Genomic DNA, 16946 nt, shown 5'->3' with positions numbered 1-16946 from the left:
TTCTTTTACGTGCATTATAGTACAGACGTCCGAGAATATAAAATGTAACAGATTTCGTTTGTTTAATTTTTTCCATTTAATTTTTTGTTTTATGTATCAAATATTCATTTGCGGCATATACATATTGAATGTGGTCAAAATTGAATCCATGTTTTTAATACAATGACATGCGCTGAAACTGATCATACACGAAAATGAGATGAGTAGGTGAATACATGATGAATCATTATGAAATGCAACAAATGATGGAAGCAAAAAGAATGGAGATAGATCGTCAAATTGAAATGCAGTCGTTTTTCCTTCAGGGAGAAACAACTAAAGAAAGTTTGAGTCTGTTTGAACTGTTCAAGAAAATGTTCAACAATCGAAAAAATAGCAACCAAGAAGATGAATGTTGTACAAATTGCTAAAATCGCAAAGAAGCATGCAGCGGGTAGTGACCAGGTCACTCCCGCTTTTGTTTGCTTCAGAATTTTTACCACATGAAAATTTATTTTGTTTATTAGTTGCATTTTGCAATTGATTAGCATATAAATATGGTAAGAGGTAAAAACAACAAATATAAATGATTACTTAATTAATAATTACACCTAGATACATTTCGGGTTGTTTCATCACTTCTAACACTTGCAACTTACAATTACAGGTGTTGATTTAAATCAAAATTAAATTAGAAAAGGGATGATTTTAGTGATTAATTTTTACGGAATGGAACAAATGATGGAAGCGAAGAAAATGGAAATGGCACGCTATAATGAAGATCGGTTTGCTTACCAACAATTTAAGAAGAACAAAGCAAGAATGAATGTTATTGAAATGTTTAAGAAAACATTCAGCAAGCGAAGTGTTAATGAACAGATTGAATGTTGTGCAGCTAATTAATATTAAGACTGTCAACTGAATGAACGAGCCGAGCAAAGAGCTTAAATCCCTTCGTTCGGCTCATGTCATTTTAAGCTGATCTTCCTCCCCCCTCCGTTAGTAGTCGAGTGCTTTTTGGCAATCTATAAGAGTCGCTGGAATTACTGCATAAAATATAGAGTCAGCGTGAAATCCTCTATCATCTCTATAAAGCCTTTGACATACACGCTAATTTGTTATAAATTAACCTATAGACGAACAATTTTCATTAACTTAACATTAATATTCGTATTTAGGGGTGCTCATTGTGGAAAACGTGTTTGATTACGAAGATATTCAATTGATTCCGGCAAAATGTATCGTAAACAGTCGGTCAGAATGTGATACAACGGTTACTTTAGGTGAACATACATTCAAGTTGCCTGTAGTGCCTGCAAATATGCAAACGATTATAGACGAAAAGATTGCGATTTTCTTAGCGGAAAAAGGTTACTTCTATGTGATGCACCGTTTTCAACCAGAAAAAAGAGTCGATTTCATTAAAGATATGCATTCACGTGGATTAATCGCATCCATTAGTGTCGGTGTTAAAGAAGAAGAATATGGTTTTATTCAACAATTAGCGGATGAAAAGCTAATACCTGAATACATCACAATCGATATTGCACATGGTCATTCCAACGCAGTGATTGAGATGATTCAACATATCAAAATGCACTTGCCTCAAAGCTTTGTGATCGCTGGAAATGTCGGTACTCCAGAAGCAGTTAGAGAACTGGAAAATGCAGGAGCTGATGCGACAAAAGTGGGCATTGGACCAGGGAAAGTTTGTATTACTAAGATTAAGACAGGCTTTGGAACTGGCGGTTGGCAATTGGCAGCTCTTCGTTGGTGTGCAAAAGCAGCAAGCAAACCGATTATTGCGGATGGTGGTATTCGTACGCATGGGGATATAGCAAAATCCGTGAGATTCGGAGCTTCCATGGTCATGATTGGTTCCCTATTTGCTGGTCATGATGAGTCTCCTGGAGAAACAGTCGTAAAAGATGGAAAACACTTTAAAGAATACTTTGGTTCCGCTTCGGAATTCCAAAAAGGCGAGAAGAAAAACGTGGAAGGCAAGAAAATGTTCGTGGAGCACAAAGGTTCTCTTGAAGACACGTTAAAAGAAATGGAGCAAGATCTTCAATCCTCTATTTCCTATTCTGGTGGAAACAAGTTGGAAGCCATCCGCAACGTAGATTACGTCATCGTTAAGAACTCCATTTTTAATGGCGATAAAGTGTATTAAGGTATTACTGCATTTCTAATCAATACTATTCCGTATATAATGCCCCCACCAATCGCTAAATAGCTGATTGATGGGGGCATTCATTTTGTCATTCTTTCATTTCAGGGTGTAGGAGCTAAAAGGATAGCAACGACAGATTTACTGAACGTTGCTATTTTATTTCGGGTTTTATATGGAATAAGAGAAGTTATTGTTTAAGCAGTTATTCTCTTAATTAAGTAAATATATCGGTAACCGGAAAGTTATGTTAAAATTCAGATAATAAGTAATGGAAAGGGGCGATGTGTTATGAAATTGATGAGAATTTATTACGGGGTGAACTTAATTTAAAGGATAAGCGTATAATTTCCCCATTAAACTACGTGGTCCTTAAAATCAGGAGGAAAAAAGTGATTATTAGAGACTACAGAGTTAATGATGAGATTGGATGGGTGAGATGCCGAACACTCGCTTTTTTACAGACGGCCTATTTTGATAATGTGTTAAATAAGAAAGAACATTATGATAATCCTGCAATTGAGCTTGTTGCAGAATTGGATGGTCAAATCGTTGGGCTTATTGACGTTGAATACGAAAAAGAAGAACGAACAGTTTGTTCCAAGGGAGAAGGGTTAGGTGGGATGATTTGGCACATCGCAGTACATCCGGACTTCTCTCGACAAGGAATCGGCCAACAATTACTGGATGAGGCTGAAAATAAAGCAAAAGAGATTGGATTAAATCGTTTCGAGGCTTGGACACGAGATGATCTATGGGTCCAAAACTGGTATCAAAAAATGAATTTTAATCTGGTTGATTCCTATTATCACGTTTATTTTGAAGGAGATGAAATAAATCATCGAATTCGAAGTAACGTGACAAAACTATACGTAATGAATGCTTACGCCCATTACGTTGGGAATGATATTGAGCAATTTAAAAATAATAAACGCATTCATCAGTGCGTTTGTTTTGAAAAACATTTTAACTAAAACACTATGTAGTAATTGTTAACCTGCAATCTGGCGCGATTGCGGAACAATGAGCGGTCACTTTTTTATTGAAACAGATATAACGTTCAACAAATGGTGGATGTAAATAATTAAAGAACCCAGCTAATTTTCTCATATGAAGATTAGCTGGGTTTTTAATGTTGGAAAAGCAATAAAACATTTTAAGCAAGCGCAAATTAATACCTAAAGTGACAGAAAACTTTTGGAACCAGTAGTGTCGTGCTCAGTTGAGTAGGAGATTAAGCGATTTATGTTGCTATTGACAAAAGAAACGTAATAAGGAGGACTAAAAATGAGTAAGACGATCTTAAAAAAGGTCTAAAAAAATTACTATCCCCGTTTACTTTTAATTCTCGGAAAAGAACTAATTACTTATTAAATATACCCACATTAAATATGTTAAGGGAATTAGCATCAAGTGCGCTAAAAAAATTAACCAAGATTTAGAATTATTCTTTTTTAATTTCATAGTCCTTTTAAATAAATAATTTAAACTAATGGTTCCAGCTAATGTTACAAACACAGAGAAAATCAAAAAAGTTAAATCCAGTGTATTCTGAGTTACCGTAGGGCTTTCTGTAGCGAACGTAATCATCATAAGTAATGGAAAACTACTAGGATAAACAAGTAAATAAGAAAATAGGTAAATTATATATTGAATAATGTTTTTTGTTTTCAAAGAATTTCAATTCTCCTCTTTAGTAACGTGACTAACGCTAACTATACATTCAACAAAAAGTTGAAATTCCCTTCTATAGCTCTAGTCAATACAGTAGCTAAAAATAAGGCGCCTATTTTTGTATCCACGCTTACTCATAAGAAGTTTTTTAGCATGATTTCCCTCTTGAAGCATATCCTTTAGGACTATTTCATAATTTGCATTCCGGAGGATAGGACTCATGAAAAAAATACTGCTTCTTATTTTCCTCCTACTCACAAATGGATGTGCACAACCTTCAAGTGAACCTCTAACTGAACGTACCACTCTTCCCGAGAATGATTTTCTTATTATTGCTCATCGCGGCGCATCTGCTTATGCAGCAGAGCACACACTTGCTTCCTATGAAATGGCGATACAGATGGGGGCAGACTACATTGAAATCGATCTTCAAATGACGAAAGATGGAAAATTAGTTGCGATGCATGATCGGGTTGTCACTTTTGACAACGCACAACAGGCAGTAACGGATGTCACGTTTGATGAGATTCAACTTCATTCTCCTGAAAAAGCGTTCGAGAAAAATCATCTGGACTATACCCTTCCGCATTATGATGATTTACGTATTGTTGATTTGGAGGAGATTCTTCTTCACTTCGGTGACACCGTCAATTATTACATTGAAATAAAATCACCTAAAAAGTACCCAGGGATTGAGAAGGAGCTTTTGAAACAACTACGAGAACACAATCTATTAGATCGGACAGACATCATACCAAAAGTCATCATTCAATCCTTTGACTCGAAAAGCCTGAAAAACATATTTGCTATGGATCCATCCATTCCCTTAATTAAACTTTATACATTTAAGGAAAAAGCTCATATCCCCAAGAAACAACTGAATGAACTGACACAATATGCATCGGGAGTTGGCGTGAATTCAATTGCCGTTTCCAAGGAATTCATTGATTTGATGCACAGCAAAAACTTAATCGTACACCCCTACACTGTCAATGACGCACAAACGATGCGTTTCCTTATTGATCTAGGGGTAAACGGATTTTTCACGGACAGACCCGATGTGGCAAATTGGGTTAGAAGTGAGACGAACCGACTGGAGAAAAACTAGTAAAAACTTCAACCTAAAAAATTGGCAGAGACCGCCACTTCGCTTTCCGTGGGCTTGGCTTCAGCCACCTACGGGGGTCTTCAGCTCAAGCTATTCCCACAGGAGTCTTCGTGGTAATCCCTGCCTTACATTTATTACAGTATGAGGTTGTCATTTTTAAAAAAGTCGAATCCCTTAGTATGCTAAGGATTCGACTTTTTGACAGTTATAAAAATTGACTAGTATCCTAGTGGAGTTTTCCTCTTAAACTGCTTTAACGTCGCTACTATGAGAAAACTAACAATCACTAATAAGAGCCAAGAACTCACCTTCCCTAAGTGAACGAGACTCCATGCATCGACTTGGTTTGGATATTCCCATGCACCAAAGAACGTGGCAATGTTTTCGGCTATCCATATAAAAAATCCGATGAGCACAAACGAAAGAGCGAGTGGCATACGGTAACGAGTTTCATTAACCTCGTAGGTGACCCATGATTGCCAAAAGACGAGTATTACAAGTCCAGATAACCACCAGCGAACGTCAATCCAATAATGGTGGGTAAAAAAATTTAAATAGATCGCCGCTGCAAGAGGTACAACTACAAAAAACGGTGGCCACTTAACCAGTTCAACCTTAAATCTCCTCCACGCCTGGCATAGATAACTCGCTACACTTGCATACATGAATCCGCTAAATAAAGGCACTCCAAAAACTTTGAAATATCCTTCCTCTGGATAAGACCAAGAGCCCATATGTACTTTGAAAAGTTCAAGTGCAAGTCCAATAAGATGAAATAAGGTGATCACCTTGAGTTCATCCCGAGTTTCGAGCCTGGAACGCACCATCCACCATTGCATCAGAAGGCAGATGATGAGCAGCCAGTCATACCGTGGTAGGAAAGGAAGCGGTATGATTTGTGTAAGAGCCAAAGAGGCAAAAATAACAACAGGAAACAAACATGATAGGGCCTGCTCCCAACCAAAACGAAAGAGTTGTTTTAATGCTCTCATGATTTCTGCCTCCAAAGGGTTTTCTGATTATATGTAGGTCCTGTTTAGTGAACAGTAAGATCTCATCGAATGTTTATATTGATTTTAATACATTATATATCGTTTCACAATAAATTATTATCGATTTTTGTTTTAAGGTGGAATGTTATTAGGCAATGAAAAAAGCATTCCTCATGACAAGGAATGCTTTTTAACATTTAATTGTTTAATTTAATTTTTTCAACGAACCTAGCGTAAGTTCAAGCGTTAGAACTTGCGATTAAAATTCCGCTGTCTTAGTTTATTGGGAAGAAAAATTGGTCATCTTCGGAATTATATTCTATAAAATCTATTTGTTTTACAGCATACTCTTTCCCATCCCAATCGTACTCAAGTTTAAGTAAGCCAATTAATCCTCCGATGAAACTATCTTGTGATATAAAAACAGGGATTTTTCCAAACAGTTGTCCATTTTCAACGGCGTAAGTTGTCAGATCAAAGCTGATGCTTAATGGTTCATGTGGGTTCTGGTAATTGTATTTGGAGATGTCGATGGTGTACTTCTCATCACCTATACGAGTCGTCACGATATTACCCTGTTTCTCTAGTGTCACTTTAGAGCTAATTGTTGTTTTTGTCTTTTCCATAGATTCGATAGGTGCTTCTTCATACGCTTCTTGCTCTTTGATAAAATTCAGGATATGAATGTCCTTATTAGGATTTCCAATACCCGCTTTATCATTATTAAGCACAACAATAATGTCACCAAAAGTGTCACCATTCACATCTTTGTAAATTAATTCTGGCGGATACTTTCCGTGATACCAATTAGGGAAGCGATACAAAGTCTCTTGCCCACTATCACCAACTTGAATAACAAAGTTTTCATAGTCCATCCAAGTTATTTTATCAGCCATTAAGTAAATAATTGAATGCCTTATTTCTGAAGGGACACTTAGTAATACTACTCGTTCACGTTTTTCTTCAGCAATGACTTTCTCAGATTCTTCTGTTGCTTTGTTGGACATCAATCCAGTAAAAAATAACGTTAATACTAAAACGAATGAAACCAACATAAAAATCATGTGTTTGGTTTTCATATTTTTAATGACCACCTTAATTTATCATGTAAGGTAGTTTGCCCAGTTCATACAAGTTATTCGTAGCTTGTCTTAAACTGATTGCAAGTTAAAAAGAGTTACTTAAGCTTTATGTGCTTTAATCAACCTGAATTACAAAAACAATTCAAAATATCTCTTTTGTCTTATTGTCAAAAAGTCTAAGCAACGCAATTCCAATTGATAGTATCCCTACAAATAAAAAACTAAGGAAAAAAACTTTCAAACCTCGTGTTGGAGATTGTGATACAAAACCACTTAAAACCAAAAATAATACTCCAATTGATGTTAGGAAATATGAAAACATCTTCTTTCTACGTTTGAGTACAATATATCCAATCAGGATTAGAACGTACGAGCCACTAAGAAACATAATTAAAGGAAATGTAGGTAAAAACTTTGCTGCATATACGAAATAGTCAACGATCAAAATATCGCTCGATTCCTTCACTGGACCATTTACGATCTCAGAAAAGATAGCGGTATGTTTCCATTCCCATGGAACATCTAATATTTTGCTTCCCTCGTACCACGTAGCAAGAGAAGAAAATATAAAAGCAAATAAAGTTATAGATAATTGAATTATTATTTTAAAAGACATTTTTCACACCTCCAAGATACGCTTGATATAACCATTAATTTACATGGAATTGAATTTACAAGAATAGGTTAATGGATTCATTTGATCTAGTCTTTATCAGCAATGTCTTTTACTTTAGTTTATTTTTCTTAACACTAAGCAGAAAGTGGTCAAGGTCCTTAGAACAACCGCTAATTAAGAATTCAACTTCACCTTGTACTTTTTCTTCTTGAATTATTTCCGTACAGACATCAGTCTCAATTCCTTTATCTTCTCCAGCATACTCATCGTTCGAATTGTTATAGGTGTTTTGAATGATTTTTCCATCAAATTGTAAATCCTGGAATATGGGGTCACCTTCTTTTGTATAGCCAGTAATACGGATCGTATCCTTTTTCTTGTTTGCCACGTTATTTAAGAATTGTTCGAATCGCCCTAAATTATGAACTTCATTCCGATAAACAACGTCTCCTCTTTTAATCGCTTCTTCGGAACCATATGCTGTGCTCTTTGAACAATCAATTATGGTAATAGCAACAAAAAAGGCAATGACAATGACTAATAATCTTTTCACTTTCCCCCCTCCAACCCGATTAACGTTAAGCTTATTTCTTCATTCTTTCCATATATACCTTCTTAAACTAAGATACTGCGCTCGTTTAATCCAATTAGCCTACCCATCTTTAATAACCGAAGTCACCATGTGTAACGAATCCCATTCCCCCATTGAAAAGCGGACAATGGGATATTTTTTAGAGAAGAGGATGTTATTGATTTGTTTAGGTGGTAAGCCTTTGTTGTGGAGCGAAATGATTTTGCTTTGAAGCTCTAGTAAGTAATCGAGTTTGCGATTGAGATTGTCTCTACCGTTCTCTAAGTACCCGGCATGATTGCAGTATACTTCTTTGAAATCGTAAGTAAGGACTCGTTGCAAGGAATTGATTAGGGTCGGAATGCTTTCGTCTCGAAGAACTACTTTTGTCCGTTCCTGACAATATAGGTCTCCGGTGAAAAGTTGGCCGGTTTCTTTATTCAGAAAAGACATATGATCCTCCGCATGACCAGGGGTGTGAATAGACTCCCATGTCATGCCTCTGCTGGAGAAAGTGCTCTTCATCGGCTCGGCATGGAATGGTGGTCGTTTTCCCCAAAACAGCTTTCTATACAAAAGATAGTCTGCTTTTGAATGACAGTCTTTTATATATCGTTCATGCATATAAATAGGTTTTCCTAACTGTTGTAGATAAGCCGCCCCTCCGGTGTGATCTTCATGATGGTGGGTAATCATGACTTGATCGATTTCCTGTTGGTCAAAAAATAGTTGAAATTCTTTTTCGAGTGACTTTGCGCCAGTATCTATTAATACGCCGTCCGTCACAAAACTGTACACATTTAGGTTAACGCCTTTAAATGCCACATTGCCATTGACCATTTGAACACCACTAACTTCGGACAGCTCCACGTTTTTCTTAAAAATCATTCATCTCACTCCCCTTGAAAACCTTTCTGTTTAGATGACTTTAGCATAAAATGAATGACTATTCACTTTAATTTTTCCAATATTTCTTAATGGCAATCCACAAATGTAATAGCAACAGATTTTCACCTCATTTCAGTTATACTGTATTAAGTACCTAAAATATGTAATTATTGGAGGAATTGGATGTATAAGAATACATTAACCCCCTTATTTTTATTGTTAATTCTTTTCTTTGTAGCTGCTTGTTCCGAGGTAGACGATACACCTTCCCAACAAAGTAGCGAATCTAATGATCAAGAAGTTGTTTCTGAGGATTCCGATTCACAATCTGAAAAAGATGATGACGATACTGATCCTGTTGTGAGCGAAGAGCCAGAAGTGTTAAGTGATGCCGAAATAAGAGTGGTCATGGATAAGTTTCAGAAGATAGAAGAGCTTGTTAAAGAGACGAATAGCAAGATGACTTTTACTGAAGAAGAAAGTACACAACCAGAAGTGATGGCAGCTAAACTTAAAGAAAACTTACCGGAGAGTATAAAGGAATTAGCATCAAGCGAAATGCTTAACAAGGAATTGTTGGATGCGCTTCAGTATTGGTATTATTCCAATGGAGAAGAAGGGTTCTTTCCTGAAGTTTCTTTGGATGCAAGGATGGAAGTGATTGAAAATACTCCACAATTAGTAAAGGTGAAAACCTTTCAATTGAATGACTTTTTTCAATGGCATGGAAGTGTCTATATAACAGCAGTGAACGAAAATGGGCAGTGGTTAATTGATGGCGGTTACGAATGGGTAGATGCAGACAAAGAACCTCTAGACTTGTCAAAAGAGGAATTACTTATCCATGAAGAAACGATGAATGATTCCGAAATCGAGTTTATCGCTGAAGAAACCATAACGAGCAACATGGACGATGGCACTTCAAAAACGGCAAATGCGATTATTGTTAAGATTGTAAAAGATAACACGCTAAAGGGACGATTTACGGATACAGGAGAAATCGTGAATGAGCTACCTGAAAAATTCAAGTCGGCTGAATGAGATTCGTGCAGAAATATCTGTAAGAAAAAGAAGAATGAAGTGGTTATTCAACTAACCTTCACACCCATCCTTCATATTCTTTAAATAAATTCATTAAAAAGGAGCGGCTGATTTATTCAGCCACTCCTTTTTTCACTTGCTATTAAGTTTTTCGGTAAATAATTGATCCATAATTGGATTCGATTTGTTTTGTGCCTTTTTCACGAAGATCGGATTCAAAAGAACCAATGCCAAGATATTAGCAAGCAGCCCCCAGAAACCTTCATAAATTCCGAATGAATTTCCTGTTGCATATACACCGAAAGTGACACCTAAACCAACAAGTAATCCAATGATGGTTGCTTCTCTTGTCTGGTTTCTCCAGAACAAACTAAAGACGATCGCCGGGAAGATTTGCACCATTCCAGATACCCCTAAAAGTTGAAGTGAAACAAGTGCTGTAGGGAACAGCATACCGAAGATTAATGCTAGTCCAATAACTACGAATACCATCGAGCGTGTAATCATCGTCAATTTTGCAGGTTTTACATTTGGGTCGATAAAATCACGGTAAATATTATTCGCAAACAGATTCGAAGCACCAATTGCCATGATTGAACAAGGAATTAATGATGCGAGTGCGATTGTTGAATATGCTAGCCCTTGTACTACTCCGCCATAAGACATTTGAATTAGATTCAAAAGTGCAAAACGTGGATCGCTTCCTTCTGGAAGAACCAGGTAAGCTGCAAAGCCAAGGAAAACAACGAGAATTAACACGATATTGTAGAACGGTAAATAGATGGCGTTTTTACGAAGCACATCTGCACTTTTCGCTGTAAATACACCAGTTACGGCATGAGCCCACATAAATAAAGCCAATCCAGAAACCAAGGAAGCTGTAAGGAACCAAGGAACTCCTTTTGGACCTGTTGTCGGAATCGTTAATAACTCTGGAGAGTCCGTTACAATCTTATCGATCATAGATCCCCAACTTCCAAAGTGGATGATTGGAATCGACGCGACCAGGAATAACATAATGACCCAAACTAAAATATCTTTGATTACTGCGGTATAGGCAGGTCCTTTTATTCCACTGAAGAATGTATAAAGTGCTACTAAAAGAAATGAAATGATAACAACCACTTTAATATTAATATAACCTGTACCCGCTACTGTTAACGTATCTTGAATACCAGCTAACTGTAAATCAATGTATGGAATCAGCATTAATACCCCAACAATGGCAATTAACAACGATAAGAATTTACTATCAAATCGTCCTTTTGCATAATCTGCAAGCGTCGTTAGATTATGCTTCTTAGAAACTTCCCACAACTTTGGTAAATAAAAATAAGAAACAAAGAACGCAATAATCGTATAAGGAATGGCAAAGAATGCGATACTTCCTGCTGCAAACGCAGTACTCGTTAATCCTAAGAATGTGTAAGCTGTATATAAGTCCGCACCGACCAGAAGCCATACGAGCAATGGTCCAAAACGTCTTCCACCAACTGACCACTCTTCAACCGAACTCCGGCTCGATTTATTTCGTCCTGCAATAAATCCAATTAACACTACCGATAAAACAATGAAACTCGTAATTAATAACGCCGTTAAATTTCCCTGCATCATTCAATACTCCCTTCTGACTTCTGTATGCGATAAATAACATACGTACATAATGGAGTAATGATCATGGCTACAAATAGCCAGAAATGAAGAAATGGCAATCCAAAGATAATCGGTTTAATGCGATTAACAAAAGGAATTGCACCAAGCATTAGGACAAACGGTATAACAGTTAAAATGACAATCATGAATTTTTTGCTCATCTGTATCCTCCTAGGTGTGGTTTAAATAATATATTGGAATAGTTATAATACTCAATCATTAATACTAACAGAACAAAACATCAAAGCAAGTGGTTTTCTTGAAAACGGTTACAAAGTGCCAATTATACTGAACGAAATAGCATTTCAAAAATTTTGCTCTACCTACACCTGCAACATTACCTATATAGAAAAAAGACAAGCAAAGTGAACATAACTTTGCTTGTCTTTTTTTGTATAACATTCTTTCAAGAAGTTACTGTTAGTATCCTCTAATTCTTTGCAAATTTCCCATCAACCTCAACCGTTTCAAATATATTAACAAAGGCATGTTCATCATGTTTCCGAACAATTTTTTTGATTTGCAATGTTTCATAGCGCGTAACGACCATCGTTAATATTTGTTTCTTCTCCTTCGTATATCCACCGTAACCGTCTGTAATGGTCATCCCTCTATAGATAGACTGTAATAATTCATCGCTGATTAAGTGGCCTTTTGAAGTGACAATCTGCATTGTCAATTTGACGTGATTAGTGAAGATCGTATCAATCATTTTACCGGTTAAATAGATAGATAATAAGGTGTACAAGGCGATATTCCAGTTAAAGACAGCTCCAGAAATCAAAACAATGACACCGTTCATAGCCGTGAGAAGCAGGCCGATACTGACATTACTGATTCGGGAAATCATAATCGCGATAATATCCAGACCACCAGAAGTTCCTGAATATTTTAAGATAAGGCCGACACCTAATCCGCCCAAGCCTCCACCAAAAACTGTGGACAGCAAGATATTATCGGTTACTTGAACGACTGGCAACAAATATAAGAAGGCCGACAGTGATACGACACAAATCATGGTATTGATCGTAATGGTTTTGCCAAGTTTGAAGTAACCCAACACCACTAATGGCAAGTTAAATAACAGGTTCAATAAGCCTGTATTAAATGGGGTAATTAACCCAACTAAAATAGCGATTCCACTAATCCCGCTGCTCAAAATCCCATAAGGAACTAAAAAGAAATTAAAAGCGAATGCCACAATTAGCGAGCCTATGATGACGATTGCATTTTTCATGAACACATATATTCCTCCAACTTTTTTCAACATCGTTTCGATTTTCTATGTATGAAAGTGCATTGTATCACGGGGCTAGATTAAAATGTGAGTTTTGCATTAATCCGCTTTCTTCGTTTTGCGTAGAGTAGGGCGTGACAATTTCCTTGTTTCCAACGAAAATCGCTTTTCGTACTACGAAAGCGTGTCTACTCAAAAAATGCAATCTGCTGGTTTCTTCGCAGAGAAGAGCGAAGCATTTCCACGTTTCCAACAAAAACTGCAATTTGTCCAACGAAAATCGGAAAGTGTCCAACGAAATCTCATATTTTCCAACGAAAATGGCTTTTCGTACAATGAAAGAAATGAAGCGGTTTCCAAATTCAACAGTACCGTCACTGTGAAAAGTGTTCTCTGCAGTCTGGCATTTTATACAAGGACTGCAGCCATACAAAAAAGGCTGAACCACAATGGGTCCAGCCTTTTTCTTATTACCCTTTAACGGGTACTTGTTTATAAACACGCTCTTTCTCTTCTTCCGTAACCTCTCTGTTCGGCTTTTTGATGAAGAGTGTTAACGCTAACGCTACAACTGCAATAAATGTAGAGACGAAGAAGGTATAAGTGATTCCTTCCATCATCGAGTTCTTCAGTATGTTCACTGGATCCGTCCCACTCCTCGCTAAGTCTTCCGCAGTTGAAGTTGTGCGGGTATTCATAACAGTAATTAATAACGCAGAACCAATTGCACCAGATACTTGTTGCAGTGTATTGTTCATTGCTGTTCCGTGCGGATAGGCTTTCATTGGCAATGTGTTCAAGCCGTTTGTCATGACCGGCATCATCACCATTGAGATCCCGAACATGCGGATTGTATAGAGGAACATAATTTCAAGATATGTTGTCTCTAAACTCAATTGACTAAAATAATAGGTTGAAATTACAACAATCGACATACCAGTTATAGCGAGTAATTTTGCCCCGTATTTATCAAACAGTTTGCCTGTAATTGGTGACATGAAGCCCATTACCAAAGCTCCTGGCAGCATGAGCAATCCCGAATCAAGAGGTGAAATCCCTTTGATTGTCTGAACATAAATCGGCATCAGAATCATCGCCGAGAACATGGAAATCGACAAAACAATTGAAATCGCTGATGATAAAGCAAACATCGGATATTTGTAAATACGGAATTCAAGCAATGGCTCACTTAATTTAAGTTGGCGCAGAATGAATGTGACAAGGGAAATCACACCGACAGCAATAGTTCCTAATACAACCGCATCATCCCACCCACGGTGTCCTGCAGAACTAAATCCGTAAAGAATCCCGCCAAAACCTAGACTTGAGAAAACCAAAGATAGTTTATCCAAAGACAATTCTGTGTTTTGGAACGTTAGATTCTTTAATTTGAAAATCCCTAAAGCTAATGGAATTAAAGCAACCGGCAAGACAATGAAAAACAATACTCGCCATGAATAATGTTCAACAATGTAACCCGAAAGTGTTGGTCCGATTGCAGGTGCCACGATCATAACGAGACCGAATACCCCCATGGCTGCTCCGCGGCGCTCCACTGGAAACGCAGCTAACATCACGTTCATCAACAGTGGCATGATCAGTGCGGCCCCTGCCGCCTGTATCATTCGAGCTGCAAGTAGCACACCGAAAGTCGGTGCTAAACCGGCAAACAATGTCCCTAGCGCAAATAAAGACATCGCTAGGATGAAAATGGATCTATTGGAATAACGCTGTATAAAATAAGCACTTGCGGGAATTAAAATCCCGTTCACTAACATATAGCCTGTTACAAGCCATTGGACTGTAGAAGCATCTTTAATATTTAAATCAGTCATAATCGACGGCAATGCAATATTAAGCAAAGTCTGGGTAAAGATTGCTACAAATGCACCCGTAAATAAAATAGCGATGATGCCATAAGGTGGTTTTTTCTGTTCTGTCATCCTTTTTTTCCTCCATACTGTTTAATCGTTTTCTTCATATTTTTTGAGGGCAGGTTCATTTTTGCTTACATAAACCTCGCTTCATTAAAGTCACTTCCATCGTATAGTTTTGCATGGATTGTTCGATCGATAAGTCTTTTGCGAATACTTGAATCAGATTCTGAAACGTGACAGCTTTCATAATTCTCAGAATATGAATCAGTTCGTTCTCGTCCGTGATATTCAGTTGCTCTTTGTCTACCAAACTCATAACTTGTTTCAAGCGAGTATTCATTTCCTCCTTACTCACCTCAGGAGTTAATGTATTTTCTGCTTTATAGTTCATGTTCAAAAATGCATTTCTGAAAAATTGACGGAATTCAACGCTTTGCAAGTTGTTCAGCATCATACGGAAGGATTCAATGAATGTCTCCATTAAATCTCCTTTTTGGTTTTCCAATATCGATATAAATCGTTTTCTTAACCTTTGTGAATATTCATCTAGCAAGAAATAGTAGAGATCCTCTTTGTCTTCAAAATATTGATAAAAGCTTCCCCGCGGTATTCCAGCCTCTTTAACAATGTTCGAAATGGATGCTTCAAATAATGGGGCTCTTGAAAACTCCTTCATAGCTGCATGTATTAATGTTTCCTTTTTATCGTTAGGTAAATTGATGAAAGTTTGTTTAGGCAATCTCATACACTCCTCTCTAGCAATCGTATGACATCGTGTCACATGCCAACAGATTTTAATTATAGATGACACGATGTCACATTGCAACAAAAATATGACAAGGTGTCATATGCCCGAATTTTTCAACTTTAGTGTTCAGTTACACTCATTAAAACAAAGCAACTGAAATTGTATTTTCTGTTGCATTGCTTTATTTTTGCAAGTTAAAATTGATGTAATCCACGAGATGCTTAATGATCAAATTAGTAAGTATCGAGTTTTCGAGGTGATTACAATTGAAAATAACTCAAGAATTGATAGATAGATTTCTCACGCAAGAGGATGAATTGCATTATGTTCTGAACCGAATTACGGGAGAAATTATTCTCGATGTTCCAGAATCGATGACGGGTGAACCCGAAATTGATTGGGATGATGAAGAGAATGAGGAAAACCTGATAATGATTCCACAAATTTCATCTTCTGAAGCATTTGAGGTTATGGTCCTGTTCGCTGAAACACAAGTGGAGCAGGTTAGAAATGAATTGCTTACGATACTAAACGGGAAAAAACCCTTCCGAAATTTCAAAGATCGTGTTCAATTTTTAGGACTAGAGGAGAGCTGGTACTGTTTTGAAAATGAGTATGCCAAAAATGTGCTTATTCAATGGTTAGAAGAGCATGATATGAATGAAAATGACACGTTTATAAAGGATGAGATACGCAATGACAAAGCTTAAAATTAGTGATGTAAAGAAACATTTGAAAAGTTATGATCAAAAGATGCTTATTCAGTTGGTATCGGACCTTTATAAGCTGAGTCCAGATGTTCAACAGTATTTGGCCATAGAGATTACCGGAGACGAAGCTGTGGAAGCTGCTTTCGAAAAGGCAAAAGCTGAAATTCGTGAAGAGTTTTTCCCAAGCAAAGGCCACGGGAAACTGCGATTGGCAATAGCCAAGAAGGCGATCAGTGATTTTAAAAAACTATCAAATAATAACATTAGATCAATTGACTTAATGCTGTATTATGTAGAAATGGGAACGAAATTCACTTGTACTTATGGGGATATCGATAGCCGATTTTATTCTAGTATGGGTTCGATGTTTGATCAGGTTGCTGAGGCATGTAATGCAGACGAGGAAATTTATACAACCTTTAAAGATAGGCTATATGCTGTTGTCAGTAACAGTGAAGGTGTTGGTTGGGGCTATTCAGATTACTTATATGACTGTTATTACTCAATTCAATGGATCGATGAGGAATAGCAGATGTACATACTAGGTTCTTGTATCAAATGGAAAAACGTCTACCCGTTAGTAACTGGATAGACGTTTTT

General features: G+C 37.0%; 18 protein-coding genes. 8 read left to right on the top strand and 10 right to left on the bottom strand.

Annotation, left to right across the window (positions count from 1 at the left end; translation table 11 throughout):
• The first annotated feature begins 215 nt into the window (after nt 1–215).
• From ACQKEV_RS01540 to ACQKEV_RS01520, 5 genes are all read left to right on the top strand, one after another.
• The gene (locus ACQKEV_RS01540) at nt 216–410 is read left to right on the top strand and encodes a hypothetical protein (RefSeq protein WP_427457674.1); all 195 of its coding nucleotides are present in this window, start codon (nt 216–218) and stop codon (nt 408–410) included.
• Between the two features lie 280 nt (nt 411–690).
• On the top strand, nt 691–882 hold the full coding sequence (locus tag ACQKEV_RS01535; RefSeq protein ID WP_427442692.1) for a hypothetical protein: 192 nt from the start codon (nt 691–693) through the stop codon (nt 880–882).
• Between the two features lie 286 nt (nt 883–1168).
• Nucleotides 1169–2152 (top strand): GMP reductase, encoded by a 984-nt coding sequence (gene guaC, locus ACQKEV_RS01530; RefSeq protein WP_427442690.1) that lies wholly within the window; start codon nt 1169–1171, stop codon nt 2150–2152.
• Nucleotides 2153–2541: 389 nt separating this feature from the next.
• Nucleotides 2542–3123: a GNAT family N-acetyltransferase gene (locus ACQKEV_RS01525; RefSeq protein ID WP_427442688.1), complete on the top strand. Its 582-nt coding sequence runs from the start codon at nt 2542–2544 to the stop codon at nt 3121–3123.
• A 920-nt stretch (nt 3124–4043) separates the two neighbouring features.
• Nucleotides 4044–4931: a glycerophosphodiester phosphodiesterase family protein gene (locus tag ACQKEV_RS01520; protein WP_427442686.1), complete on the top strand. Its 888-nt coding sequence runs from the start codon at nt 4044–4046 to the stop codon at nt 4929–4931.
• 218 nt (nt 4932–5149) lie between these two features.
• Here the strand turns inward: ACQKEV_RS01520 and ACQKEV_RS01515 are convergent, their stop codons facing one another.
• From ACQKEV_RS01515 to ACQKEV_RS01495, 5 genes are all read right to left on the bottom strand, one after another.
• Complete coding sequence (locus ACQKEV_RS01515) at nt 5150–5923, bottom strand: DUF817 domain-containing protein (protein ID WP_427442684.1); 774 nt, start codon at nt 5921–5923, stop codon at nt 5150–5152.
• A gap of 275 nt (nt 5924–6198) precedes the next feature.
• Nucleotides 6199–7002 carry a hypothetical protein gene (locus ACQKEV_RS01510; RefSeq protein WP_427442682.1) on the bottom strand — a complete coding sequence of 268 codons (804 nt, stop codon included), beginning with the start codon at nt 7000–7002 and terminating at the stop codon, nt 6199–6201.
• 145 nt (nt 7003–7147) lie between these two features.
• Nucleotides 7148–7621 (bottom strand): DUF4306 domain-containing protein, encoded by a 474-nt coding sequence (locus tag ACQKEV_RS01505; RefSeq protein ID WP_427442680.1) that lies wholly within the window; start codon nt 7619–7621, stop codon nt 7148–7150.
• 109 nt (nt 7622–7730) lie between these two features.
• Nucleotides 7731–8174, bottom strand: a complete 444-nt coding sequence (locus ACQKEV_RS01500; RefSeq protein WP_427442678.1) for a DUF4362 domain-containing protein — start codon at nt 8172–8174, stop codon at nt 7731–7733.
• Nucleotides 8175–8273: 99 nt separating this feature from the next.
• Nucleotides 8274–9080, bottom strand: a complete 807-nt coding sequence (locus ACQKEV_RS01495; RefSeq protein WP_427442676.1) for an MBL fold metallo-hydrolase — start codon at nt 9078–9080, stop codon at nt 8274–8276.
• Between the two features lie 183 nt (nt 9081–9263).
• On the opposite strand from ACQKEV_RS01495, the gene ACQKEV_RS01490 reads away from it, so the two are divergent.
• The gene (locus ACQKEV_RS01490) at nt 9264–10121 is read left to right on the top strand and encodes a hypothetical protein (RefSeq protein ID WP_427442674.1); all 858 of its coding nucleotides are present in this window, start codon (nt 9264–9266) and stop codon (nt 10119–10121) included.
• A 132-nt stretch (nt 10122–10253) separates the two neighbouring features.
• Here ACQKEV_RS01490 and ACQKEV_RS01485 read toward each other — a convergent pair whose 3' ends face one another.
• The 5 genes from ACQKEV_RS01485 to ACQKEV_RS01465 all read right to left on the bottom strand — a co-directional run bounded on the left by ACQKEV_RS01485 (nt 10254) and on the right by ACQKEV_RS01465 (nt 15627).
• Nucleotides 10254–11732, bottom strand: coding sequence for a sodium:solute symporter family protein (locus tag ACQKEV_RS01485; protein WP_427444792.1), 1479 nt, complete (start codon nt 11730–11732; stop codon nt 10254–10256).
• On the bottom strand, nt 11732–11935 hold the full coding sequence (locus ACQKEV_RS01480; RefSeq protein WP_427442672.1) for a DUF3311 domain-containing protein: 204 nt from the start codon (nt 11933–11935) through the stop codon (nt 11732–11734). Before ACQKEV_RS01480 ends, ACQKEV_RS01485 begins: the two co-directional genes overlap by 1 nt.
• A 269-nt stretch (nt 11936–12204) precedes the next feature.
• A complete protein-coding gene (locus ACQKEV_RS01475) occupies nt 12205–13011 on the bottom strand; it encodes a YitT family protein (RefSeq protein ID WP_427444790.1) in 807 nt (268 codons plus the stop codon).
• Nucleotides 13012–13481: 470 nt separating this feature from the next.
• Complete coding sequence (locus ACQKEV_RS01470) at nt 13482–14954, bottom strand: MDR family MFS transporter (protein ID WP_427442670.1); 1473 nt, start codon at nt 14952–14954, stop codon at nt 13482–13484.
• Nucleotides 14955–15009: 55 nt separating this feature from the next.
• Nucleotides 15010–15627, bottom strand: a complete 618-nt coding sequence (locus tag ACQKEV_RS01465) for a TetR/AcrR family transcriptional regulator (protein WP_427442668.1) — start codon at nt 15625–15627, stop codon at nt 15010–15012.
• 275 nt (nt 15628–15902) lie between these two features.
• Between ACQKEV_RS01465 and ACQKEV_RS01460 the strand changes: the two genes are divergently transcribed.
• The gene (locus ACQKEV_RS01460) at nt 15903–16346 is read left to right on the top strand and encodes a UPF0158 family protein (protein ID WP_427442666.1); all 444 of its coding nucleotides are present in this window, start codon (nt 15903–15905) and stop codon (nt 16344–16346) included.
• The gene (locus tag ACQKEV_RS01455) at nt 16333–16875 is read left to right on the top strand and encodes a DUF6155 family protein (RefSeq protein WP_427442664.1); all 543 of its coding nucleotides are present in this window, start codon (nt 16333–16335) and stop codon (nt 16873–16875) included. The genes ACQKEV_RS01460 and ACQKEV_RS01455 overlap by 14 nt, the downstream gene beginning before the upstream one ends.
• The last annotated feature ends 71 nt before the right edge of the window (nt 16876–16946 follow it).

This window comes from Paenisporosarcina sp. NPDC076907 (genome assembly GCF_050269735.1).
GTDB lineage: Bacteria > Bacillota > Bacilli > Bacillales_A > Planococcaceae > Paenisporosarcina.
This window is presented reverse-complemented; position numbering and strand designations above follow the sequence as displayed.